Source organism: Citrobacter sp. wls829 (genome assembly GCF_005280825.1).
Lineage (GTDB): Bacteria > Pseudomonadota > Gammaproteobacteria > Enterobacterales > Enterobacteriaceae > Citrobacter > Citrobacter gillenii.
In genome coordinates this window covers 1-23,370 of sequence record NZ_SZWP01000045.1, presented here as the reverse complement: position 1 = coordinate 23,370, position 23,370 = coordinate 1, and the positions used below count along the sequence as shown (strand labels likewise).

Sequence of the window (23,370 nt, the reverse complement as noted above, 5' to 3'; positions counted from 1 at the left end):
AGTTAGCAATGCCCGTAATTATAGAGAAAATGTATTACCTGGAGCAGGTTTAGAATCTATCTGACGCCATCAGTCCTTTTTAAAGTTCCAAACCCTCCCGCTGATAAACTCTCAAAAATGAAAATGCAACATGCACAGACTTAGGAATATGACATTAACATGAACGATTTAGTAAAAGCCTATCTGGCTCGCCTTGGCCTTGACGCAGAAAAACCCTCCATTGAGGCACTTACCCGTTTACATCAAGCTCATGTAGAGCGGATCCCTTACGAAACATTCTGGATCCACCTTGGTCAGGATTGGGGAATTGACGCCATGGAAAGTTTCAGAAGAGCGGCAACAACCCGACGAGGTGGTTATTGTTTTCAGCTCAATGGCGGCTTACATACGCTACTCACCCACCTTGGTTATCGTGTGAGTATTCACCCAGCAAACGTCCACGGCGCTGAAGGCCCTGAGCATATAAAACTGGAAAACCATGCAGCTATCATCGCTGAGGGGTTGCCGAGTGAAAATAATCCCAACGGGAGATGGTGGGTGGATGTCGGTCTTGGCGATGCGCTTCATGAGCAAATGCCTCTGATGAATACTACCGTTAACCAGGACTCGATGCAGTTTGGCATGGAAGCCATGGACAAGGACGGCGTGGGCGATTGGTATCTCATTGCCGATCCATCGTGCTGGATCGCAGGCGTGAATATGGCTGAGCAACCCGCTTCTATGAGTGATTTCGTAGACCGTCATCACTTTAATATGCATTCCCCTGAATCCGGATATGCAAAAGTTGTTACTGCACAACTCCGGAAGCCACACGGCAAAACGATACTGCGAGGTTGCGTTTTAACAAAAACCGATGGCGAAGTCGTTACGACTCACATCTCAACGTCTTTACCCGAGTGGCAGGAAGTGCTTGATGAAGAATTCGGTCTGACTTTCGAAAACGTTCCTGAGATATCGCTAAAAAAACTGTGGGTTAAAGTACAGAAGATCCATGAAGAATGGGTCCAGACTCGCGAAAGTACGTAAAACAGCAAGTTGTTGACGACCGGCCCGATACATACGTTGATGTTATCGGCCGGAGCAGTATCATTGAGCGGAGTACCAACAATCGTATACTGGATTTGCTCATTATTCGGCAGCGAGCGAAATCTTATTAATATTGCAACTGCACTAATCGCACTTTCCCCTACATAAATCCATGCTTAATGTCCGCTGCTGGCACTCAGCGGACAATTTTTGGGATCAGAAGGCACGGTCGGTTTTGAACTATGTTTAACACCAGTCAGAATAATAAGATGGTTGAGGTTATTAGGGCCTGAACGGTGGCGGCCTCATTCCGGGAGCATTAGATAACCAGAACCACACTCAGAAGTGTGCCAACATTGCGTGGGTAAGAACAATATCCGGAGAATAAAGTGTTCGGAAAATTTTTTTTAAATTACATGCCTGGTTTACAAAATTTATTAGCCTACGATAAAAGCTGGCTAAAACATGATGTTAAAGCCGGGTTATCTGTTGCGGCTGTCGCACTACCCGTTGCTATTGCTTACGCTGAGTTGGCGGGTGTTGGGGCAATCGTAGGGCTGTATTCCTGCGTTTTACCGATGATCGCTTATGCACTGTTTGGTTCTTCACGTCAGCTTATTGTTGGCCCTGATGCTACAACCTGCGCGGTGATTGCGGCCGTCGTGTTTCCCCTCTCTGCAGGTAATCCCGAACTGCACTGGCAACTGACGATCATCATGACATTGATGATGGGCGGATGGTGCCTGCTTGCCAGTAAATTTCGCCTGGGCGCACTTGCCGATCTGCTTTCTCATCCCATTCTTACTGGTTTGCTTAATGGCGTAGCCGTGACGATTATTGTCGGGCAATTAGGTAAGGTTTTAGGGATCACACTTGATGAGGCGCAGGTTATTGAAAAAATAATTGCCTTGCCAGGCCGAATCGCAGACAGCCATTTATTAACCTTAGGACTATCACTTTTAACGTTAGTTATTTTAATGGTTATCAAAACGTATCGCAGCCACTGGCCAGCACCGTTGATTGCCATTGTGATAACAACGGCGCTGGTATGGGGAACATCAGCACAAAATCATGGGATTACCACTATTGGGGGGGACGGTTTTCAGCCTGGTTTACCCGTCGTTAACTGGGCGGCGTTCCAGCCAGGTCTGATGCGTGATTTAGTGATCCCGGCGCTGAACCTGGCTTTGGTCAGTTTTGTCAGTCTTATGCTGACCGCCCGTAGTTTCGCCGCGAAAAATGGCTATGACATTAATGCTGATGCTGAGTTTAGAGCTCTGGGTATTGCGAATCTCATGTCTGGATTATCTCAGGGGTTTGCTATCAGTGGAGCCGATTCCCGAACCGCTGTTAATGATTCAACTGGGGGGAAAAGTCAGCTGGTTTCCGTGGTCGCAGCCTTACTCATCGGTATCATAGTCGTATTTTTTACTCAGCCATTACAGTTTATTCCGGTTTCTGCATTAGGTATTGTTCTAATGTATGCCTCGTGGTCATTGATTGATTTACGTGGGCTATGGAACCTGAGGCGAAGAAATAAACAGGCATTTCGTTTGGCCTTCTTCACCTTTGGCTGTGTGTTAATTATCGGTGTAATCCAGGGAATCGGGCTTGCCGTGTTGCTCGGTCTGTTACAGTTCCTGCGTACAGTCTTTCGTCCTTCTGAGCACTTACTGGGAACTGACGAAAATGGAATGATTCACTCATTAGGTAATTCAACCGATATTAAAATGGTTCCGGGCGTGTTGATGTATCGATTTAACTCCCCGTTGACCTATTTTAATGTGGCTTATTTTAAACGTCGGGTATTGAACTTAGTTGATGGTACAACATTACAACCTAAATGGGTGGTTATTGATGCCGTTGCCTGCTTCACCTATTCAGATATAAGTGTCCTGGCCACCATTAATGAGTTAAAGCGTGACCTGAAAAGTCGACAGATTACGTTAATCCTTGCGGGCCGGAAAACGGAATTAACACGCTGGTTTAAAGAAAGCCGACCAACAATGAATGATGATGACATGCTTCTGGCTCCAGACCTCTATTTGGCACTCCGGTTCATTCAAAGCAAAGAGAGTGCGGGTGAGGGCGAATCAGACGGTGATGTACCATCCCAGTGACACAATTCCTGAAAGGGGTCCAAATTCAGTAGACCACTTCATACGGGGCCGCTTAGGGGGCAAAGCATGCCGGGATTCGTTATCTCATTACCGCAGAAAGGTTAGGGCTATTACACACTAAGTATAATTTACTGGCAGGTGAAGCAGTGGGAAGATCGCACATCAATGGCAGAGAGAATGTTCTCTCTGCCAGCAGACGCTGCAATTAATCAACAAGAGTCACATCAAGCAAACCAGCCAAACCTTGCGGATATCAGGCTGAAAAGTCCTACAGCAGCAAAGAGATTTATCAGTACTACGGTTTTACTGGAAACATTCATTTTTGCCACCTTTCGATTTAACCCTTATGGGTATAGTACGGGTTAAAACTATCCGCAATAGTACGAAATCTGAACATTACGGAGAACGGTTGTTTTCTCGCCAGTTTTCTTAAAAAAATGAATAAAACTTGATGTGTGTCATAAAAAAGAGCATATTGCGCGCGATTTTCCCTTCTGGCCCGGATGCCCTAAATGTCTTTGTACCAAAACATGCTGGTTTTTTATGCGGTAATGGCCGCCATCGCGGCTATCATCACCTGGTTTCTATCGCGCGATAAAAAGCGTATTCGCTTTCTCAGCGCGGTATTAGTCGGGGCGACGTGGCCGATGAGCTTTCCCGTCGCACTCCTGTTTTCTCTTTTCTAATGACGTCGTCAGGCCTTTAGCAGCGCGATTAATCGCAACCTGTCAGCGTCAGTCACGTCCAGCGGATGCTGATAGCCGACGTTTTCATTGGCGCGGGTGTACAGGGCAACCAACCAGTCATACACGTATCGGCTGGCACCATGCCGAGGTTGCTCGTCCAGTTTTGCCAGTCGACGCATCGGTTGTTGCGGCGGGGCGCTAAAGATAGCGGCACCTTTTAGGATCCTGCTGGCAGGGCGCTGTTCCTCGGCAACGCGAGCAAACCCAAGCCAGGTAATAAAATCACCGATATCCGCGTGCAGCTGCGCTGCGCAGACGTTCTCGCGCTGCATAATAGCGTGCAGGCGTTGCGGCATCTCCAGCCGGTAACTGGTGGTCACCAGGATGTCAGCAACCTGCCTTAAAGTTTCCGGCTCCAGGTGCAGGCGACGCGCGTTATTCTCATTACGACACCACTGGCGCACATGGTTGATCCACATTTTATGCGCCAGGTATCCGGTCTCTTCACTCTCTTGCGGGTGAGACGTATCTCGCGCGTCAGCAAACAGGTCGATCGTATCATTAAATAAGCCGCTAACCTGCTCCTCACGCGGTTGTTGAATACGTAACAACGATTCCACGCTGCGCATAGGCGGCAGTAGTCCCTCCAGCAGCTCGCCATGTTTTGCCGCCTGAGCTTGCAACTGGCGAATAAGTGATTCACTCGCCCCGGTCGTCTCGTCATCCGTGTGTAGCCAGCTCATTAACGTGGCGCGAATTCGCTGCTGGATTTGCTCGTGCAGAGAGATAAACCGAGCCTGACGCTGAGCGGGCGAAGTGGCCTGCGACAACCATTCAACCAGCCGCTGTAAACTGTGCTTATCCAGCGCCTGCAGCGTGCCCCAGTGCAGTCCGGGTTTGCCCAGTAATTGCTGAACGGCTTCATCGAGGTTCTGCTGGGTGCTAAAACGTGCATCCTGTGGGGTAATGGCCCACACCACGCCCGGTAACGCAGCATCGTGCAGCGGTTGGGTATCGTTGATCCAACCGAGTAGTGTGCGGGTGACGGTCGGCGTCTGCGAACGGGTGGATACCGCGTTGCAGATGACTAACACATCGGGTTGCAGACACTGGCGGTAATGCTCCAGCATCCAGCCTAATTTTGCTTGCCATAGCGGGTGTGGATGCGCATCCGGTGCCAGGGGGATATCCAGCAGGTCCGTGCTCTCCAGCACCGCGTCTTCTACCGTCAGTACCAGTTCGCGGGTCAACAGCGCCAGTGATTCCAGTGACAGGCTGACCGCATTAAGCAACTGATTGTCGGCAATGGGATGCACCACCACATCACTTAGCGCGTCGTTCCCGGCCAGTGCCGCCTGAGTGAGAAAGCTTTCGGCGGGCAAGCCGAAATGGTCGACCAGCAGGCTAAACGGCGCAGCTAATTCTTTGGCATGCCCGGTTTGCTGCAGCGTATGCGCCAGTGCCAGAAACTGCTGCGTGAGTTCTGGCTGTTCTCCCCACAGTAATGCCCAGGCATGTGCCCGGGTGGTGAGATCCAGTGCCGGAAGCAGCATGGCAAACTGGTGCCACAGCGCATCGTCAATTTGCTGCTGGTTTGAGGGAACACGAGAACGCCAGAAACGTGCGATGGTGGCCACGTCTTGTGCGCAGATCCCCGGCACAGGATGGCGCTGGCGCAGCGTCTGCCATTTTTCTAACCGCGTCTCAATGATCGCTTTTTCAACCTGACGGTTGTCAGGTAACGCACAGAACTGGGCGATAAACAGCTGAACCAGCTCCGCCTCGCTCATCAACCGCAGGCGCAGCGGCCATGCGCTGTCCAATGGGGTTTCGTCGCGGGTGAAGCGAATAGCCATGTTGGTTGGCGCATGGCCGGGGTTAATGTGCGTAAAGTAATCGATGCTGCGATCCGGCGTGATGATGTTCAGTTTGCCACCCGAATCGCTGCACAATGCGCAGAGCAAATGCGCTTTCGCCGCCTGTGAGTGGCCGTACAATCCCACACAACCCGGCGCGGCGAATGTCTCATTGAGCGCGGTTTCATTGACCGCGGCTAACGTGAGCTGAGCCAGCAGGGAATCTGCTTCATCATCCAGGCGTGCCGCGCGTGCACGCACGTCCGTTACCCATTCGATGGCGGCCTGTGCGGTGTTTAACGTCTTGCTCATTTCAGGTACACACTCCCGCTATCAATCCAGTAATGGCTGCCGCTGTGGCGGCGGTCTGCCAGCGTATTCAGTTTTAAGGTTAAGGCGTTAGCAGCAACGGGTGTGCCATCCTGCAGCCAGGCATCGCTGAGGACGAAGTATTCCGGGCCGGTCTCTTTGCTACCGCCACGTAATTGCAGACGCACATTTAATACGCCATCACCGGCGATGGTTTTCGCCAGCTCAGCAGAGTTGATACTGAGCGTATACAGCGGGGTGGCGGGCCAGCGGCTGTTCTCCAGTTGGCGGAAACCTAACGTCACATTGCCACGCAGCGGGAAATTCAGGCGCGCGTCCAGCTTTGCGCCTGGCTTGTCGAGGTCGATATCGTGATACCAGATATTCTCATCGCGCAGCGTATTAACCGTGTTATCTAACACGCCGAGATAGCGTACCGTCGAGTACGCGCCGATATCGGCGGCTTTAAAGTTAAAACGCGGCAGACGCAAATCCAGCGCCAGGCTGCACAGCATGGCGCCCACGGCGGCGGTGGACTTCGGATTGCCAATGCGCCCTTGCTGGCTAAACGGATACCACTCATGCACACGGTAGCTGTCCATCCAAATCATACGATTAACCGGAACGGGTTGCAGATGACGAATCAGCGCCTGTACGCCTGGTAAACAGGCGGGTCTGCCGGTTACCAGTAAAATGTCGCAACGATAGTGCGAGATGGCTTCACACACGGCGTGCAGCGGAGAGGTCAGGGTAAACTGCCCGGCCAGTAAGGCTTCCTGTAATGGCCTGAACTGCACCTGCAGCGGCACGCTTAGCACGTCAAAAACCGGTGAACCCGCAGGCAACGCATGATCGATGGCCTGCTGGATATAGTTCATCACGTTGCGCGTTGGCGGCTGGGCCAGCAGTTCACCAAAGGTGGCATGTAGCCCCGCTACCGGGTCGTTAACATCGCTTTGCTCCCACGCTGAGAGCACCGCATGCCCGAGCGGCATAAACAGCTGTAACGCCGTTTGCTGGCGTAAAATCGCCTGGGTGTCGATGCGCCCGGAGTCGCCAAACAGCGTGGCCAGCAGGGCGGCGGCGTCGGTAACCCCCGCCTGTTGTAAGCGGGTTTGCAGGGCGGGTAGCACGCAGCGTTGGATAACATCGAGCAGCAAGTCATCCCCGGCAACCTTGAATCCTTCACGAAACAGCAGATGCGGCGTGATTTTGACATTCGCCCCCACGCCATCATCTAATTGATAATGGACCACGGCCATATCCGTGGTGCCGCCGCCAATGTCGATTGATGCCACACGCAGGGCGCGACCGTTGACTTCACCCGGTTCCGGAAGGCGGTCCGGGCGGGCGAGGGCGTTGAAGAACGATTCGGTGTGCCCGTCGTAGTGTGAAATCGCTTCATTGTATAGCCAAACCAGCTGCCCACAGCTGGCTTCATCCCATTCCATCTGGATCTCAGGGACGGGGACCACGCTTTTTTCCTGCTGCTTGCGGGTGGTAAAATCGTCATCCTGCGGATGCCAGCCCATCGCTTTCCACACTAATGCAATAGCCTCAAACATGCGCAGGCGGAAGATCTCACGCTCTTGTTTTGGCATCGCCGACGGCAGGGTCAAGATCAGCGTACGCAGCTGGCGAGGCGAGGCCGGAAAACCAAGGCGCAGGCGTGTCGCCACGCTGTTAATTTGCCCCAGCGCCTGCGCCAGAACTTCGCACAGCATATGAGTCATCAGCGTGCTGCGACTGTACTGCGGTGAGAATACCGGCAGCCGGTCATCCTGCGGCAGGCTAAACAGCGGTTGGCCATCATCGTTCATCAGATTCATCAGCGGGAAGGCAGTTGCCAGCGGTTCGCGCTGAGTTTTGCCATTCATCTGGCTAAAGCGCCAGTCGTGCAACACCGGTGTTTCATCCCACAGATACCGACGCGGGCTGGAGATCCCGCTGCTGCCTTCGGTGCCGACGCGCTGCATGGCCAGTTTGCGGGCTTCATCGCCGACACGAACGATCGACGGCCAGATGAAGGCATCGTCACGACCGCTCTCCACGGAAAAGTGCTGTTTCCCAAAACGCGCCTCGGAAAACTCCAGTCGGCTGGTGAACAGCGGATCGTTGAGGTATTGCGGCTCGCTTAATGAACGGACCTGTAATTCTGCCGTCTGGCGTAGCCCGTCATTGGCGTCACCGTGATCTTCAATCAATACGCCGCAGGTATGGGTATTGCCGATATCCAAGATCAGATCGACGGGAATGGCCGGGGTGCTAAGGGTGTGCGTCACCAGCTTTACTTCCGGAATGGCAAGCTGCTCGCCTAACAGGGTCAGCACATTCAGCCAGTGCGCCTGATATTCGAAATTTCGCAGCGCGAGCTGGATCTCTTGTTCGGCGCGGTTTTCTTGTTGCGTCACATAGTGCAAAAAAGACTCGCGCAGCCAGCCGTCAATCCACGTCTGGTCGAGAAAATCAGTGATTTCTTTATCGTGCCAGGCCAGCGCAAATCGCGTGCCGTTGAGCAAATCGTTTTCATTTGGCGTCAATACGGCGGGGGCATGCTCGGTTAACTGGCTGTCCAGCGCCACGGTCACACGGTGCGTGTTGCCCGCACTGTCCGGTTGTGCCAGCTTGCGCACCTGTACGCGTGCCCAGTTATCCGGGCCTTCGACAAACGTGCGCGGCGGGTTAAAGCGCAGGAATGGCAGCGGCAGCCAGACGCCGTCGAGCACGTCCAGTGAATAATGTAATGTCTGGGTGCTTTCTGGCTTGACCACTTCGGGTTGCCCGCCAGTGCTACCTGGTAACGTATAGCGGCCCGTTGTCAGGTCGAAATCCAGTCGCAGCAGCGGGCCGTTGGCCGTTTTGCGCACAAAGCGCCCGTGATGCGCGGATTCCTGCGGCGTCAGGCCAAAATCCAGAAACTGTACGCCGCTATTGGCGATGAGCGTCACGCTCTGTTTGTAATCACACAGATTCACCAACATAAAATCAGGCACCTATCTTTTTGATGGTCATGGGGATCTCCGCGTGATCGTCATAACGTGCGGTACAGGCGGCTACGTCGTTGGTTCCCGCTTTACAGGTGATTTCCGGCATCGGATAACGCGAGCCGTCCGTACAACGCGCGTTCCCTCGACTTTTAATCATTAATTCACCCGACTGGTGCAGACCGGAGAAAATCTCCGCACGACACACCACGTTGTCGCCGTGGACGACTCGCGCAGTGCCTTTATTGGTCTGGATCTGATAACGCAGCGAGGGCGCTTTACCGCTGACCGGATCTTTGATGTCGACCATCACGCGCCAGTTACCGTTGAGGAAGCGGGTGGTGCCGACCTTCATCTGGTTCGCGTCCATGACCAGCGCATCTTTCGGGATCGCGGCAATCACCACCGGCCCCTCGGCAGGCTTCTCTTTTTTTACCACCGGGACAACTTCCGCGCGATGCAGCGGCAGCGAAGGTGTCAGTACGGGTAGCGGCTTGATGTCGACCCTCGCAACCTCAATCGGCTGCAGCGCGGGCGCAGGGCGTGTCGCCTGCTGTTTCCACAGTAACGGTCCAACGATAGCGGCAATAATGACCGCGGCAACCGGCAGGCTCCACAGCGGCAGTTTACGCGCAGGTGTTGGCAATACGGGCGGTGGTGAGGCCTCGGGTTCATTTACGATGACCGGGGGCTGCGGTTCAGGTTCTGCGGGCTTGGGTGTTTCCACGACCGGCGTCAGTAAAGGCGCATCGGCTTCGGCAAAGGTGATTTCCGGGACGACCATATCTTCTTCAGGTTCGGCTTGCGGTGCGGGCATGACCGGAGGAACATCGGCAATCCGCAAGCAGTCGAGCACATCGTCACGCGTATTTTCGTTCAGATTGACGAATCCCCAGAACGTTATCACCGGTTTGCCATCAACCAGAAAAACGTAATTTTCCCCAGGAAACTGAACGGCCTTTTCCAGCAGAGAACCAAACAATTGCAGCGAGGTTTTACCCGATTGCAGGCTTTTACGACTGAGAGTCGCCGCGCTGTCCAGCGTGCTGGCCAGATAGCGTAATGCCCGAAAGCGTGCGTCTTCATCTGCGGCTTTCCAGGCGACGGCTTGTCCTTCAATCGGGGAATACCAGTCAACCCGATCGCCATTATCATTGACTTGCGGGATCGCCAGACAATCGGCCATGGCCTGCTGTTTTCGAAGACGAAGCGTTTCACGAATTTGCAATGCTGAATCAAAAACGGCCTGACCACCGCCGCCCACGGCCTGATAGTCATCCAAATTGCCGCTGCGCAAGAGAGTTTTTGCCACGTTGTTATCCCTTAGACTTCTTCACACATCTACTTTATGGCTTATAAACGCGAGCAAACGGTGGAAGAGAGGCAAAAAGGGGCGAATTTTCATGGCATAGAGCACGGGGAAAAATCTTGACGTTTTGAAAAAGACTTAAGGGAAATTATTTCACCGGTGCTGTCGAATTAATCAGCGAAAACCACCGGATAAGAATAACCTGATAGTGATTTGTTATTAGTCAGTTTTTGTCAGCTATGCTCTGATAATGAGCTGAATAATAAAATAAGAAGGCATACAACAATGATTGCAAGGAAAACGTTGCTCGCGCTGGCGCTCAGCGCGGGATTACCAACCGGTGCTGCATTTGCTGCCAATACCGACACCCTTATCTACTGCTCTGAAGCGTCTCCCGAATCCTTTAACCCGCAAATCGCCAGCTCCGGTCCGTCGTTTGTGGCCAGTTCTCAGGTGCTGTATAACCGACTGATTAACTTTGATCCGGTGAAAAATACCCCGGTGCCGTCTCTGGCTACCGACTGGACGATATCCCCGGATGGCTTGACGTATACCTTTACCCTGCGTCAGGGCGTGAAGTTCAACAGCAATAAATTCTTCAAACCGACCCGTGATTTCAACGCGGATGACGTGCTGTTCTCGGTATTACGTCAGAAAGATGCCGATCATCCGTACCATAACGTCTCGCAGGGTAACTATGAGTACTTCAACGATGTCGGGTTGGACAAGCTGATCAAAGAGGTGAAGAAGGTTGATGATTATCATGTCCAGTTTGTGCTGAACGAACCTAATGCGGCGTTTCTGGCCGACTGGGGGATGGACTTCGCGTCCATTCTCTCTGCGGAATATGCCGACCAGATGCTGAAAAAAGGTACGCCGGAAAACGTCGATACATGGCCGATTGGCACTGGACCTTACGTGCTGCAACAGTATAAGCAGGATTCACAGATCCGCTATCTGGCCAACCCGAACTACTGGGATGGTGACGTTCCGACCAAACACCTGATCTTCGCCATTACGCCAAACGTGCAAACGCGACTGGCAAAACTGCAAACCAATGAGTGCCAGATAATTCCCGCGCCTGCGCCGGTGCAGTTTGAGGAAATTAAGAAAAACAGCGACCTGACGCTGCATTCGGTCGACGCACTGAACGTCGGTTATCTGGCATTTAATACCGAGAAAAAACCGTTTGATAACGTATTGGTACGTCAGGCGTTGAATTACGCGACCGATAAAAAAGCGATCATTAACGCCGTCTTTTTAGGGTCGGGGACGGTGGCAAAATCACCGATTCCGCCGAATATGCTGGGCTTCAACAAAGATCTGAAAGACTACGATTACGACCCGCAAAAAGCGAAAGAACTGCTGAAGAAAGCTGGGCTGGAGAACGGTTTTGAGGCGACGCTATGGTCGATGCCGGTTCAACGTCCGTACAACCCGAACTCCCGTCGGATCGCTGAGATGATCCAAAGCGACTGGGCGAAGGTAGGCGTGAAGGCGAAAATCGTTTCCTGGGAGTGGGGTGAGTACCTCTCCGGAATGCGTAAGGGCGAGCACGACACCGCGCTGTTTGGCTGGATGTCTGACAACGGCGATCCGGATAACTTCGCTGATGTCCTGCTGGGCTGCAACAGCATTAAAACCGGATCCAACGCCGCACGCTGGTGCGATAAAGCGTATAATGCGCTGGTGCAAAAGGCGAAACAGGTGAGCAAGCCGCAAGAACGTGCCGCGCTTTACCAGCAGTCGCAAGAGATTTTCTACCAGCAGGCGCCGTGGATCGCGCTGGCAAACGGCAAAACGTTCTATGCCACACGCAGTAACGTCAGCGGATACAGCGTTAGCCTGATGGGCAGTGATTTTTCAAAAGCTAAATTAAATTAATCAGTTAAGGAGAAAGTATGTCGCACCTGGATGAGGTCAGCGCCCGCGTCGACGCCGCCATTGAAGAGAGCGTCATTACGCATATGAACGAACTGCTGATTGCGCTCAGCGATGATGCAGAACTGAGCCGGGAAGATCGCTACACCCAGCAACAGCGTCTGCGCACGGCGATTGCGCATCATGGTCGTCAGTATAAAGAGGATATGGAAGCCCGCCGCGAGCAGCTCACCAAAGGTGGCACTATTCTCTGATATTTCCTTGCCGGATGGCGGTGCTCACACCTTATCCGGCCTACAGGCATATTCCGTTGGCCTGATAAGCAAAGCGCCATCAGGCCATTAAAACGCGCGTCTGGCCACCAGCCAGGCGCCGATTACCAGCAACACCGCGCCACAAACTGGCCCCACCAGCGCACGCAGCGGTACGCCGTTGCTTCGCAAGATATCCAGTAGCAGACCGCCAATCAACTGACTGGCAACCAGCACCGCAATGGTGGTGGCAGCCCCCACATTTTGATAGCCGCTAATACTGGCGAAGACAAAAAACGAACCCAATAAACCGGGAATTAACGTCCACCAGCGTACGCTGGAAACCAGCTCACCAAACCCCGCCATACCTTGCTTAAACCACAGAATGCTGACAAACAGCACAATCCCCACTAGCGAATTGAGCAGCATGGCAATCAGAATGGTTGAAGAGGTCTGAGTAATACGTACCATTAAGGTGTTCTGTACCACCAGACCAATGCCGGCGGCAATCAGAAAGGAGAGGGTTAGCGTCGAGTTCATCCGCGTGCGTCCGGATCGCGGCGATCGTCCAGTTGCAGCTGCATAAAGGTCAGATCCAGCCAGCGGCCAAACTTCGTCCCCACCTGCGGCATTTGCGCGGTTAAGACAAAACCGAGCGTGCTGTGCAGGTGCAACGATGCCTGATTCTGCGACTCAATGCCCGCGACCATCACATGCTTACCGCACCTGCGGGCCTCATCAATCAACCGGCTGAGTAATGCGCGCCCCAGGCCTTTGCCTTGATGATCCGGATGCACATACACCGAATGCTCAACGGTATGACGAAAACCATCAAAATTACGCCAGTCGCCGAAAGACGCATACCCGGTGACCACGTCATTCTCTTCACTCACCAGCACCGGATACCCCAGTATTTGCCGGGCTTCGTACCAGGAGATACGGTTTTCGGCATCAACAGTTTGATCGTTCCAGATAGCCGCCGTATGCAGCACCGCGTGATTGTAGATTTCTGCAATAGCGGCGCAGTCTTCTTTACTGGCAAAGCGAATTGACATGTTGAACCTCAGGTGTTGTTCACTATAGTATTACAATATGAATACTATTGAAGACAGCATAAATCAACGGATCGGTGCAAGAATTCGCATAGAACGGGAATCTCGCGGCTGGTCGCTGACGGAACTTGCCGAGCGCGCGGGCGTGTCGCGGGCCATGATCCATAAAATTGAGCGTGGCGAGAGCAGTCCAACGGCAACGCTGCTGGGGCGGCTTTCCGGGGCATTTGGCATCAGCATGTCAACGCTGATGGCGCGGGCTGAAATGCAGGAGGGGAAGCTTCTGCACTTCGCCAACCAGCCAGTCTGGCACGATCCGCAAAGCCATTATCTGCGCCGCCACGTCTCCCCGCGCAGCGATCTGCCCATCGATCTGGTGCAGATAGAACTGCCAGCCGGGAGCGACATTCCCATGCCCGCTTCGTCCTACGTGCAGGCCAGACAGCTAATCTGGCTGCAGCAGGGGGAGTTAGTGTTTGTCGAAGGGGACACGCGCCACGAAATGAAGGCCGGTGATTGTCTGGAACTCGGCCCGCCGAATGACTGCCGATTTATTAATGAAACCGCACAACCCTGTGTTTATCTGGTTGTGCGGTTAAACGCCGTCGGCAATTAATGTGAAAGCATCGCTAGCGCGGGGCGTCTACTATTGATGGATTCATGCCAAAAGCAGAGGAGAACATCAATGAGTCAACAACTGCAACGCAATCGCCGCTGGGTACTGGCTTCACGCCCCCATGGCGCTCCGGTACTCAGTAATTTCCGTCTGGAAGAGGATACTGTCGCCACTCCCGGGGAAGGGCAAGTTTTACTGCGCAACGTGTATCTGTCTCTCGATCCCTATATGCGCGGTCGCATGAGCGATGAGCCTTCATATTCTCCCCCGGTGGAGATTGGCGCGGTGATGGTCGGCGGTACCGTCAGCCGGGTGATGGCATCAAATCATCCTGATTATCACGTTGGTGAATGGGTGTTGAGCTACAGCGGCTGGCAGGATTTCGACATTTCCGATGGTAGCGGGCTGGTAAAATTAGGCGATAACCCTGAACATCCATCTTGGGCGTTAGGTCTGTTGGGCATGCCGGGCTTTACCGCGTATATGGGGCTGCTGGATATCGGCCAACCTAAAGCCGGAGAGACGTTGGTGGTGGCAGCAGCCACCGGGCCGGTAGGCGCAACCGTCGGGCAAATTGGCAAACTCAAAGGGTGTCGGGTAGTCGGCGTGGCCGGTGGGGCGCAAAAATGTCGTCATGCCACCGAGGTGCTCGGCTTTGATCTTTGCCTCGATCACCATGCGCCTGATTTCGCGCAACAGCTGGCGCAGGCTTGTCCGCAGGGGATCGACATCTATTATGAAAACGTTGGCGGCAAAGTCTTCGACGCGGTGCTGCCGTTACTCAACACCTCTGCGCGCATTCCGGTGTGTGGGCTGGTCAGCGGTTATAACGCCACGGCGTTACCGGCAGGTCCCGACCGCTTACCGCTGCTGATGGCCACCATACTGAAAAAGCGCATCCGGATGCAGGGCTTTATTATTGGTCAGGATTACGGTCATCGCATTCATGAGTTCCAGCAGGAGATGGGACGCTGGGTCAAAGAAGGCAAAATCCAGTACCGGGAACAGATTACGGAGGGGCTGGAGAATGCTCCGGCAGCCTTTATTGGTCTGCTGACCGGGAAAAACTTTGGCAAGGTTGTGATCCGGCTCGCTGAAGATTAATCGCGAACTCTGTTTGTGAGCGGCACGTTAAGCATTTATGGAGAAAATAAGAAGGTTGTTGCCAGAAAGCGAATAAACACTCCACTTTGAGATAAATAATGATTACTATTCTCATTCTTAAGAAGGCAAAACCATGATTTTGCTGATTGAAGCATTGTGAAGCAGTAACAAATGAATTTATCAAAGGGAGTCGTCATGTCTTTACGTCATCTGTTTTCACCGCGTCTGCGTGGTTCTTTACTGTTAGGTTCACTGCTTGTTGCATCCTCTTTTAGTACGCAGGCTGCGGAAGAACTGCTGCGCAAAGCGGTAGGCAAAGGCGCCTACGAAATGGCGTACAGCCAACAGGAAAACGCGCTGTGGCTTGCCACCTCCCAGAGTCGTAAGCTGGATAAGGGCGGGGTGGTTTACCGTCTCGATCCGATCACGCTGGAAGTAACTCAGGCGATTCATAACGACCTGAAACCGTTTGGCGCCACCATCAACAATGCGACGCAGACCCTGTGGTTTGGTAATACTGTCAACAGTGCGGTCACCGCGATGGATGCTAAAACCGGCGACGTAAAAGGCCGTCTGGTACTGGATGCGCGTAAACGTTCGGAAGATGTCCGTCCGCTGCAGCCGCGTCAGCTGGTAGCCGATGACGCCACCAACACGGTCTACATCAGCGGGATTGGTAAAGAGAGCGTGATCTGGGTGGTCGACGGTGAAACCATCAAACTGAAAACCACCATTGCTAACACCGGTAAAATGAGCACCGGTCTGGCTGTCGACAGCAAGGCTAAACGCTTGTACACCACCAATGCTGACGGTGAGTTTATTACCATCGATACCGCAGACAATAAAATTCTCAGCCGCAAAAAGCTGCTGGATGACGGCAAAGAGCATTTCTTTATCAACCTGAGCCTGGATACCGCTGGTAACCGCGCGTTTATTACCGATTCTAAAGCGGCAGAAGTGCTGGTGATTGATACCCGTGACGGCAAAGTACTGGCGAAAGTCGCCGCGCCGGAATCTCTGGCTGTGCTGTTCAACCCTGCGCGCAATGAAGCCTACGTGACGCATCGTCAGGCCGGTAAGGTCAGTGTGATTGACGCGAAAAGCTATAAAGTCGTCAAAACATTCGACACCCCGACGTTCCCGAACAGCCTGGCGCTCTCCGCTGATGGTAAAACCCTGTATGTTAGCGTGAAACAAAAATCTTCACGTGAGCAGGAAGCCACACAGCCGGATGATGTGATTCGCATCGCGCTGTAATTTACCCGGAGGGGGAAACCCCTCCTGTTATTTATCCATACCCCACGATACGCCTCGTTACACCCCATCGCTGGCCTGATAAACATCAGGGACTTACACTAGGTCCTTATCGGCTCATTGCATAACACAGGAATATCATGAAAAAGCCATTTATCTGCCTTTGCGCAGGCGTAATGCTGTTTACTCTGGCAGGTTGTTCAACGGATTACGTCATGACCACGAAAAGTGGGCAAACTATCGTCACCCAGGGCAAACCGCAGTTGGATAAAGACACCGGGATGACCAGCTATACCGATCAGGATGGCAACGCGCGGGAAATTAACAGCAATGATGTTGCGCAGTTAATCGAAGCCAACTAAGAAAGCAGGCCTGACGGGGATACGCTGTCAGGCCTGAATGCGATTACGGCGCGGTGCGCTGGATTTCCGCCACGCGTTTACGCACGCCAAACCATCCGGCAACCAGCAGAATAGCAATCAACGGTAACGACGCGATGGTGTAGGTGCCGTTCGGATAATCAAAGGCCATCAGCACCAGCACGCTTAGCAGGAACAGCAACGTTAACCACGAGGTAAACGGCGCGCCCGGTAGCTTGAAGCTGACATCTGCCGCTTTGCCGTCTTTAATGGCCTGACGCAAACGCATCTGGCACACCACGATAAATCCCCACGACGCAATAATTCCTAACGACGCGAAGTTCAGCACGATCTCAAACACCTGCGAAGGCACCAGATAGTTGAGGAAAACGCCGACCACATACACCACCAGTGTGGCGAGGATCCCAGCCCATGGGACCTGCTGACGGCTCATTTTCGCCATAAATTTGGGGGCTGAACCGCCCATCGACATCGAACGTAAAATTCGCCCGGTGCAATACAACCCCGAGTTGAGGCTGGAAAGGGCGGCGGTCAGCACCACAATGTTCATGATACTGCCGATATACGGCACGCCGAGTTTCGAGAAGAAGGTCACAAACGGACTTTGGCCCGCTTGATAGGCGTTCCATGGCAGCAGCAGCACCAGCAGTACGACTGAGCCAACGTAGAAAAGGCCAATGCGCCAAATCACGCTGTTGATCGCTTTTGGCACCATGGTTTGCGGATCTTTGCATTCTCCGGCGGCCGTACCCACCAGTTCAATAGAGGCAAAAGCAAAGACCACACCTTGTACCAGCACCAGCGCGGGTAACAGACCGTGCGGGAAGAAGCCACCGTTATCGGTGATCAGATGAAACCCGGTGGTGTTACCGTCCAGCGGTTGTCCGGTACCTAAAAAGACCGTACCAACCACCAGAAAAATCACGATTGCCAACACTTTGACCAGCGCAAACCAGAACTCCATTTCGGCGAACCATTTCACGCCAATCATGTTCATGGTACCAACAATCGCCAGCGCACCAAGGGCAAATACCCACTGTGGCACATCGCCAAACGCCCCCCAGTAGTGCATGTACAGCGCGACAGCGGTGATATCGACGATCCCGGTCATCGCCCAGTTGATAAAGTACATCCAGCCAGCCACGTAGGCCGCTTTCTCTCCCAGGAACTCACGGGCGTAGGAGACAAAACTGCCGCTGGAAGGGCGGTGCAGAACCAGTTCTCCGAGCGCACGAAGAATAAAGAATGAAAAAATACCGCATACCAGATACACCAGCGCTAAAGCGGGTCCAGCCATTTGTAAACGTGCCCCGGCCCCTAAAAACAACCCGGTACCAATCGCGCCGCCGATGGCGATCATCTGTACCTGTCGGTTGCCCATCGCTTTGTGATACCCCTCTTCGTGAGCATTCAGCCAGCGTCGTTTCGCCGCATGTTGTTCTGCGGCTTGCGTGTTGTGTGTGTTCATTGCGTTTCCTGTTGGCCTGACAAATTAACAAAATCCTTTTTGCCGCCCATGCAGCGGCGAAAACAGCGTTACCCTTCATTGTGTTAGAGGGGAAAACTGTCGGCCGAGCATCCTACAGTCAATTAATCAGTGACGCAAAGCCTGCATCATGCCGATACGCCAAAGACCTGAACGGCCTGCTGCAGTCGTGAGGAACGCTGAGTTAAATCGGCGGTGGCATCAGTGACACGTTCCACCATCTCGGCGTTAGTGTGGGTCATGGTGCCGACGCGTGAAATCGAGTCATTGATCAGATCCAGCGCCTGGGTTTGTTCCCGCGTCGCGAGGCTGATGTCTTTAATCATCATCGACATCTGCAATACGTCACCGATCATGCCCGTGAGATGCGTTTCCGTCTGCTCCACCATTTTTACGCCGGAGTTGACGTTCGCGACGTTCTTTTCAATTAGCTGCTTGATCTCTTTGGCGGCTGAGGCGGAGTGCTGCGCCAGGTTGCGCACTTCCGCCGCCACAACGGCAAAACCACGACCGGACTCCCCGGCGCGTGCGGCCTCGACGGCAGCATTCAGCGCCAGAATATTGGTCTGAAAGGCGATACTGTCGATAACACCGATGATGTCGACGATCTGACTGTTATCACGCGAGATAGCCTGCATCATGCCGATGGTCTGTTTCATGATATCGCCGCCTTCCGTCGCGTTGACGCTGGTTTTATCGGCCATGGTCATCGTCTGTGCGGCAGTATCGGCGGTTTGTTGCACCGCGCTGCCAATTTCTTCAATGGCGGCAGCGGTTTGCTGCAGGTCAGCGGAGGTTTCTTCGGAACGTGTATGCAGTGCAACGCCTTCTTTTGATACCCGTTGACTGATTTCGCGGATCCCGGCGATTTGTGTACTGACATCATCCACCAGAGAATTTAGATTCAGCCCGGATTGATTAACCAGTCGCATCAGCATCCCGATTTCATCTACGCGATTTAAATGACAGTTATCGGGTTTTCGGCCGGAGACAACCTTTTTCATTTGACTGAGCAACGTATTAACTGGCTGACAAATTTGGCACTTAAGGTAAACACCAAATAGCAGAAATAGCACGATCATTCCGCCAGCCTGAATAAATGAATTCACCGGTGCGAGTGTTAATAATACGCAGAGCAGGGCTACTACCCCTAAAGCATAATTGACTCGCTGACTTATGCTTAACCATTTAAACGCAGAGGTCCATGCCAGTATGCCACGACGAATAATAATGCCTTTAAACAGTCGGAAACCTTTAAATTGCTGGCTATTTATTTTTTCATACAGCTGCTCACTCTGGGCTATTTCTTCCCGTGATGGAACGGTACGCACAGAGATGTAGCCGGTTAATTTTTCGCGGTGCCAGACGGGGGTGACATTGGCGCGAACCCAGTAATGGTCACCATTTTCCCGGCGATTTTTCACCATCCCGGTCCAGCTGTCACCCTGCTGGAGAGTGTGCCACATGTCGGCGAAGGCGGCAGAGGGCATATCGGGATGGCGAATAATATTGTGGGGTTCGCCCATGAGCTGGGTTTCATTAAAGCCGCTGGCTTCAATAAAAGCCGTGTTGGCATAGGTAATATGGCTCTCTTTATCCGTCGTCGACAGCAGCGTCGCTTTCGCGTTAAGTGTGTGCTCAACTTGTGTAACGGGCATGTTACTTTTCATAGCGGTCCCTGGTGGTATGTTCAAGTCATACAAAAATCCCCGGAATAATACCAGGGGATATTAAAAAGCTGTTTTAAACCATTTTTAATAAGAAACGCTGCATTCTCTACTAATCATTAGCCTGACGAAAGTATTTCAAATAAAATTTTTATTGTATGCGGTTTGTTAATGGTCATAAATATGAAACAATAAATACAAGTGTATAACCTAAAGAGATACTTCAGCTGACTTAAATTAAATTCAGCATAAATATAGTGCGCAAAAATAAAACTACCGCAAAATGATATTGTTGGGTTTCTGGCATAAACAGTAACCCTATTATATTTTGTAGGGTATGTTTTTTCTGCTTCTTATACCTGCCCAGGAGAGACCTTACCCGTAGTAGAAGTAAGGTTGGTTAGCGATTTTTTAGCTGAGTAAATGTGAATTAAATGTTTCTGAATGGTTGTTTGATAATTTAATAATGACGACATGTTAACAATCGTGAGCCTGTAACATGTCATATCGCCTGAGTATTCTCGATAAAAGCCCCGTAGGGGAAACCGAAACTGCTGCCATTGCGCTTGCCCGTACGCTACAGCTGGCACAGCAGGCAGAGGCGTGGGGATACCACCGCTTTTGGATAGCGGAGCATCACAATACGCCGCAGCTAGCCAGTCCGTCACCGGAGCTGGTGATCGCCTGGATCCTTGGCCAAACACAACGTATCCGCGTTGGCTCTGGTGGCGTTATGCTGCAACATTACAGCCCGTATAAAGTAGCGGAAAACTTCAATTTACTGGCATCACTGGCCCCAGGGCGCGTTGATCTCGGCGTGGGGAAAGCCCCAGGCGGTCTACCGCTGTCAACGCAGGCGCTCCAGCAGGGGCTACATCAGAGTGAAAAGGGCAGCTTTGCCGAGCAGCTTTCGCAGCTCGATGCCTGGCTGGCATTGACCGGGACGGAAACCGGGCACGCGGTATTTCCGACGCCGATCCCGCCCTCTCCGCCGCAAAGATTCGTGTTGGGGGCCAGCGTGCCAAGCGCACAGTTGGCGGCCGAGTCTGACTGGAATTTCATCTTTGCCGCGCACCTGAACGGTGACCCGACGCTGCTGCGCGATGTTCTGACTTACTGGCAAGCCAGCAGTGTGCGCCCGACGATTGTCGCCGTGCAGGTGATTGTGGCGAACAATCCGGAGACTGCCGCGCAATTGGCGGAGAACGTACAAATATGGGGCGTTGAGCTGGAAGATGGTCAACGCGTGACGGTGGCCAGTGAAGAGCAGGCGTTGGCATTCGCCGCACAGGCGGGTAGCGTGCCACGAAAAATTGCCCGTCGAGCGCAGGCGTTGTTGCACGGAACGGCCGAAGATGTGGCCGCAAAGCTGAACAGCCTGCACGCGCAGTACGGCATTGATGAATTTATTATCGATACCCCGCTAGCAGAAGGTCATGCGCGTCTGACATCGCTGCATTTGTTGGCGCAGGCCCATTCCGCTGTGGAGGTCGTCTGATGTCATTGGCCTCGACGCTTATCGGCTGGCGCCGTGAACTGCACCAGTATCCGGAGCTGTCCTTACAGGAGGTGGCGACTACAGCACGTATTCGCGACTGGTTGCGTGCTGCCGACGTCAACATTTTGCCCTTTGAACTGAGCACCGGTCTGGTGGCTGAGGTTGGGCGAGGAGACGATGTTATCGCCCTGCGGGCCGATATCGACGCCTTACCGATAGAAGAGAATGCCGATGTGGCGTTTCGCTCCGTTACGCCGGGGGTCATGCACGCCTGCGGACACGACGTGCATACCAGCGTCATGCTCGGTGCTGCGCTGTTGTTGAAACAGCAAGAAAGCGCATTACCGGGGCGGGTTCGTATCCTGTTTCAGCCTGCGGAAGAAAACTTTGGTGGCGCGAAAGCGTTAATCCGCGCCGGGGCGCTACAAAACGTAGCGGCGATTTTCGGTATGCACAACGAGCCTGGCTTACCGGTGGGTGAGTTTGCCACGCGTGGCGGCGCATTTTATGCCAACGTCGATCGTGTCGTGCTGCGTATCCATGGCAAAGGCGCACATGCCGCTCGGCCACATGAAGGCAAAGATGCCATTCTGCTTGCCAGCCAACTGGTGACGGTGTTGCAAGGCGTGGCCAGCCGGGAGGTTAACACGCTGGATTCGGTGGTGTTGAGCGTGACCCGTATTCAGGGCGGCAACACGTGGAACGTGCTGCCAGAATCCGTTGAGCTGGAAGGGACGCTCAGAACCCATCGCACAGTCGTTCAGCAGCAGGTCAAATCACGGGTGAATGACATCGCCGCCGGATTTGCCCACGCCTTTGGCGCACAAATTGATGTTATCTGGCACGCGGGCCCCACGGCGTTGGTCAACGATTCGCGCTGGGCAGAGATTGCCACCGAGGTGGCAAAAACCTCCGGGTACACGACGCACTATGCCGATCTGCATATGGGTGGAGAGGATTTTGCCGTCTATCTGCAAAATACGCCCGGGGCATTTGTCAGTATTGGCAGCGCCAGCGAATACGGATTACACCATCCGGGATTTAATCCTGACGAACGATTAATTGAACCCGCCGCGCAGTACTTTACGCATTTAGCGAAAACGGCATTCACACACCTTTAATTTTACCTGTTGGGTAGGGGGTACTATGGCTAAAAAAAGGCAATTACGGTTGGGCACTATTCTGCATGGTGCCTCCGGGAATATGTCAGCATGGCGTCATCCGGCAGCACTTGCCGATGCCAGCATTAATTTTGAGTTTGTCAAAGATACTGCATTAATTGCCGAGCAAGGTAAACTGGATTTTATTTTTGTTGCCGATGGTTTGTATATCAATGAGAAATCCATCCCACATTTTTTAAATCGCTTTGAACCGCTAACGGTATTGTCGGCACTGGCGAGCATCACCAACAATCTGGGACTGGTGGGCACGGTTTCAACGTCATACAGCGAACCGTTTACCACCGCGAGACAGTTTGCCAGCCTCGATCATCTCAGCCAGGGGCGCGCTGGATGGAATGTGGTGACATCGCCCCTGGAAGGTTCAGCAAAGAACTATTCTCGCGCGCAGCACCCGGAACATGCTCAACGCTACCGTATTGCCGATGAATATTTGGAGGTGGTCAAAGGATTGTGGGATTCGTGGGAAGAGGATGCGTTTACCCGCAATAAAACGAGCGGTGAATTCTTTAATCCGCAGAAACTGCATACGCTCAATCATCATGGCGATTATTTCCAGGTTGCCGGCCCCTTAAATATTGCCCGTACACCGCAGGGCAGGCCGATTATATTTCAGGCTGGCGCTTCTGAGGATGGCAAGAAATTAGCAGCAACACACGCTGACGCCATTTTCACCCATCAGGAGGCTTTGTTGAATAAATAAGATTTCGTGC

The 23,370-nt window shown here is 52.9% G+C and carries 19 protein-coding genes and 1 pseudogene; 12 read left to right on the top strand and 8 right to left on the bottom strand.

Annotated features, from left to right (window positions below):
* Window positions 1–159 precede the first annotated feature (159 nt).
* Together FDW88_RS06615 and FDW88_RS06610 are read left to right on the top strand one after the other, a co-directional pair.
* A complete protein-coding gene (locus FDW88_RS06615) occupies window positions 160–1,026 on the top strand; it encodes an arylamine N-acetyltransferase (RefSeq protein ID WP_137362253.1) in 867 nt (288 codons plus the stop codon).
* Window positions 1,027–1,415: 389 nt separating this feature from the next.
* Complete coding sequence (locus tag FDW88_RS06610; RefSeq protein WP_117342821.1) at window positions 1,416–3,146, top strand: SulP family inorganic anion transporter; 1,731 nt, start codon at window positions 1,416–1,418, stop codon at window positions 3,144–3,146.
* 224 nt (window positions 3,147–3,370) lie between these two features.
* Here the strand turns inward: FDW88_RS06610 and yncL are convergent, their stop codons facing one another.
* The gene (yncL, locus tag FDW88_RS06605; RefSeq protein WP_115258458.1) at window positions 3,371–3,466 is read right to left on the bottom strand and encodes a stress response membrane protein YncL; all 96 of its coding nucleotides are present in this window, start codon (window positions 3,464–3,466) and stop codon (window positions 3,371–3,373) included.
* A 192-nt stretch (window positions 3,467–3,658) separates the two neighbouring features.
* On the opposite strand from yncL, the gene FDW88_RS06600 reads away from it, so the two are divergent.
* Window positions 3,659–3,832 (top strand): GhoT/OrtT family toxin, encoded by a 174-nt coding sequence (locus FDW88_RS06600; protein ID WP_096756988.1) that lies wholly within the window; start codon window positions 3,659–3,661, stop codon window positions 3,830–3,832.
* 8 nt (window positions 3,833–3,840) lie between these two features.
* Here FDW88_RS06600 and FDW88_RS06595 read toward each other — a convergent pair whose 3' ends face one another.
* From FDW88_RS06595 to FDW88_RS06585, 3 genes are read right to left on the bottom strand one after another with little or no spacing between them, the layout of a single operon-like run.
* Entirely contained in the window at window positions 3,841–6,000 is a 2,160-nt protein-coding gene (locus tag FDW88_RS06595) for a virulence factor SrfC family protein (RefSeq protein WP_137362252.1), read from the bottom strand.
* Entirely contained in the window at window positions 5,997–8,978 is a 2,982-nt protein-coding gene (locus FDW88_RS06590; RefSeq protein ID WP_137362251.1) for a virulence factor SrfB, read from the bottom strand. The genes FDW88_RS06595 and FDW88_RS06590 overlap by 4 nt, the downstream gene beginning before the upstream one ends.
* Before the next feature lie 4 nt (window positions 8,979–8,982).
* Window positions 8,983–10,293: an SrfA family protein gene (locus FDW88_RS06585; protein WP_137362250.1), complete on the bottom strand. Its 1,311-nt coding sequence runs from the start codon at window positions 10,291–10,293 to the stop codon at window positions 8,983–8,985.
* A gap of 282 nt (window positions 10,294–10,575) precedes the next feature.
* On the opposite strand from FDW88_RS06585, the gene FDW88_RS06580 reads away from it, so the two are divergent.
* Entirely contained in the window at window positions 10,576–12,174 is a 1,599-nt protein-coding gene (locus FDW88_RS06580; RefSeq protein ID WP_137362249.1) for an ABC transporter substrate-binding protein, read from the top strand.
* Between the two features lie 17 nt (window positions 12,175–12,191).
* Window positions 12,192–12,425, top strand: coding sequence for a YdcY family protein (locus FDW88_RS06575; RefSeq protein ID WP_096756992.1), 234 nt, complete (start codon window positions 12,192–12,194; stop codon window positions 12,423–12,425).
* A gap of 87 nt (window positions 12,426–12,512) precedes the next feature.
* Here FDW88_RS06575 and FDW88_RS06570 read toward each other — a convergent pair whose 3' ends face one another.
* Both FDW88_RS06570 and mddA read right to left on the bottom strand, forming a co-directional pair.
* The gene (locus FDW88_RS06570) at window positions 12,513–12,962 is read right to left on the bottom strand and encodes a DMT family transporter (RefSeq protein WP_096756993.1); all 450 of its coding nucleotides are present in this window, start codon (window positions 12,960–12,962) and stop codon (window positions 12,513–12,515) included.
* Window positions 12,959–13,477 (bottom strand): L-methionine sulfoximine/L-methionine sulfone acetyltransferase, encoded by a 519-nt coding sequence (gene mddA / locus FDW88_RS06565; protein ID WP_096756994.1) that lies wholly within the window; start codon window positions 13,475–13,477, stop codon window positions 12,959–12,961. Before mddA ends, FDW88_RS06570 begins: the two co-directional genes overlap by 4 nt.
* Before the next feature lie 37 nt (window positions 13,478–13,514).
* Here mddA and FDW88_RS06560 point away from each other — a divergent pair, with 37 nt between their 5' ends.
* From FDW88_RS06560 to FDW88_RS06545, 4 genes are all read left to right on the top strand, one after another.
* Window positions 13,515–14,090, top strand: coding sequence for an XRE family transcriptional regulator (locus tag FDW88_RS06560; RefSeq protein WP_137362248.1), 576 nt, complete (start codon window positions 13,515–13,517; stop codon window positions 14,088–14,090).
* 69 nt (window positions 14,091–14,159) lie between these two features.
* The gene (locus FDW88_RS06555; RefSeq protein ID WP_137362247.1) at window positions 14,160–15,194 is read left to right on the top strand and encodes an NADP-dependent oxidoreductase; all 1,035 of its coding nucleotides are present in this window, start codon (window positions 14,160–14,162) and stop codon (window positions 15,192–15,194) included.
* A 195-nt stretch (window positions 15,195–15,389) separates the two neighbouring features.
* Complete coding sequence (locus tag FDW88_RS06550; protein ID WP_115258463.1) at window positions 15,390–16,451, top strand: YncE family protein; 1,062 nt, start codon at window positions 15,390–15,392, stop codon at window positions 16,449–16,451.
* 137 nt (window positions 16,452–16,588) lie between these two features.
* Window positions 16,589–16,810: a YgdI/YgdR family lipoprotein gene (locus tag FDW88_RS06545; protein WP_096756998.1), complete on the top strand. Its 222-nt coding sequence runs from the start codon at window positions 16,589–16,591 to the stop codon at window positions 16,808–16,810.
* Window positions 16,811–16,853: 43 nt separating this feature from the next.
* Here FDW88_RS06545 and ansP read toward each other — a convergent pair whose 3' ends face one another.
* The gene (gene ansP, locus FDW88_RS06540) at window positions 16,854–18,296 is read right to left on the bottom strand and encodes an L-asparagine permease (RefSeq protein ID WP_096756999.1); all 1,443 of its coding nucleotides are present in this window, start codon (window positions 18,294–18,296) and stop codon (window positions 16,854–16,856) included.
* 146 nt (window positions 18,297–18,442) lie between these two features.
* Entirely contained in the window at window positions 18,443–19,984 is a 1,542-nt protein-coding gene (locus tag FDW88_RS06535; protein ID WP_137362246.1) for a PAS domain-containing methyl-accepting chemotaxis protein, read from the bottom strand.
* A gap of 496 nt (window positions 19,985–20,480) precedes the next feature.
* On the opposite strand from FDW88_RS06535, the gene FDW88_RS06530 reads away from it, so the two are divergent.
* From FDW88_RS06530 to FDW88_RS06520, 3 genes and pseudogenes are all read left to right on the top strand, one after another.
* Window positions 20,481–21,479, top strand: a complete 999-nt coding sequence (locus FDW88_RS06530) for an MsnO8 family LLM class oxidoreductase (RefSeq protein ID WP_137362245.1) — start codon at window positions 20,481–20,483, stop codon at window positions 21,477–21,479.
* The gene (locus FDW88_RS06525) at window positions 21,479–22,600 is read left to right on the top strand and encodes an amidohydrolase (RefSeq protein ID WP_115258466.1); all 1,122 of its coding nucleotides are present in this window, start codon (window positions 21,479–21,481) and stop codon (window positions 22,598–22,600) included. Before FDW88_RS06530 ends, FDW88_RS06525 begins: the two co-directional genes overlap by 1 nt.
* 25 nt (window positions 22,601–22,625) lie before the next feature.
* Window positions 22,626–23,348: pseudogene (locus FDW88_RS06520) on the top strand (NtaA/DmoA family FMN-dependent monooxygenase); the annotation flags it as partial.
* Window positions 23,349–23,370 lie beyond the last annotated feature (22 nt).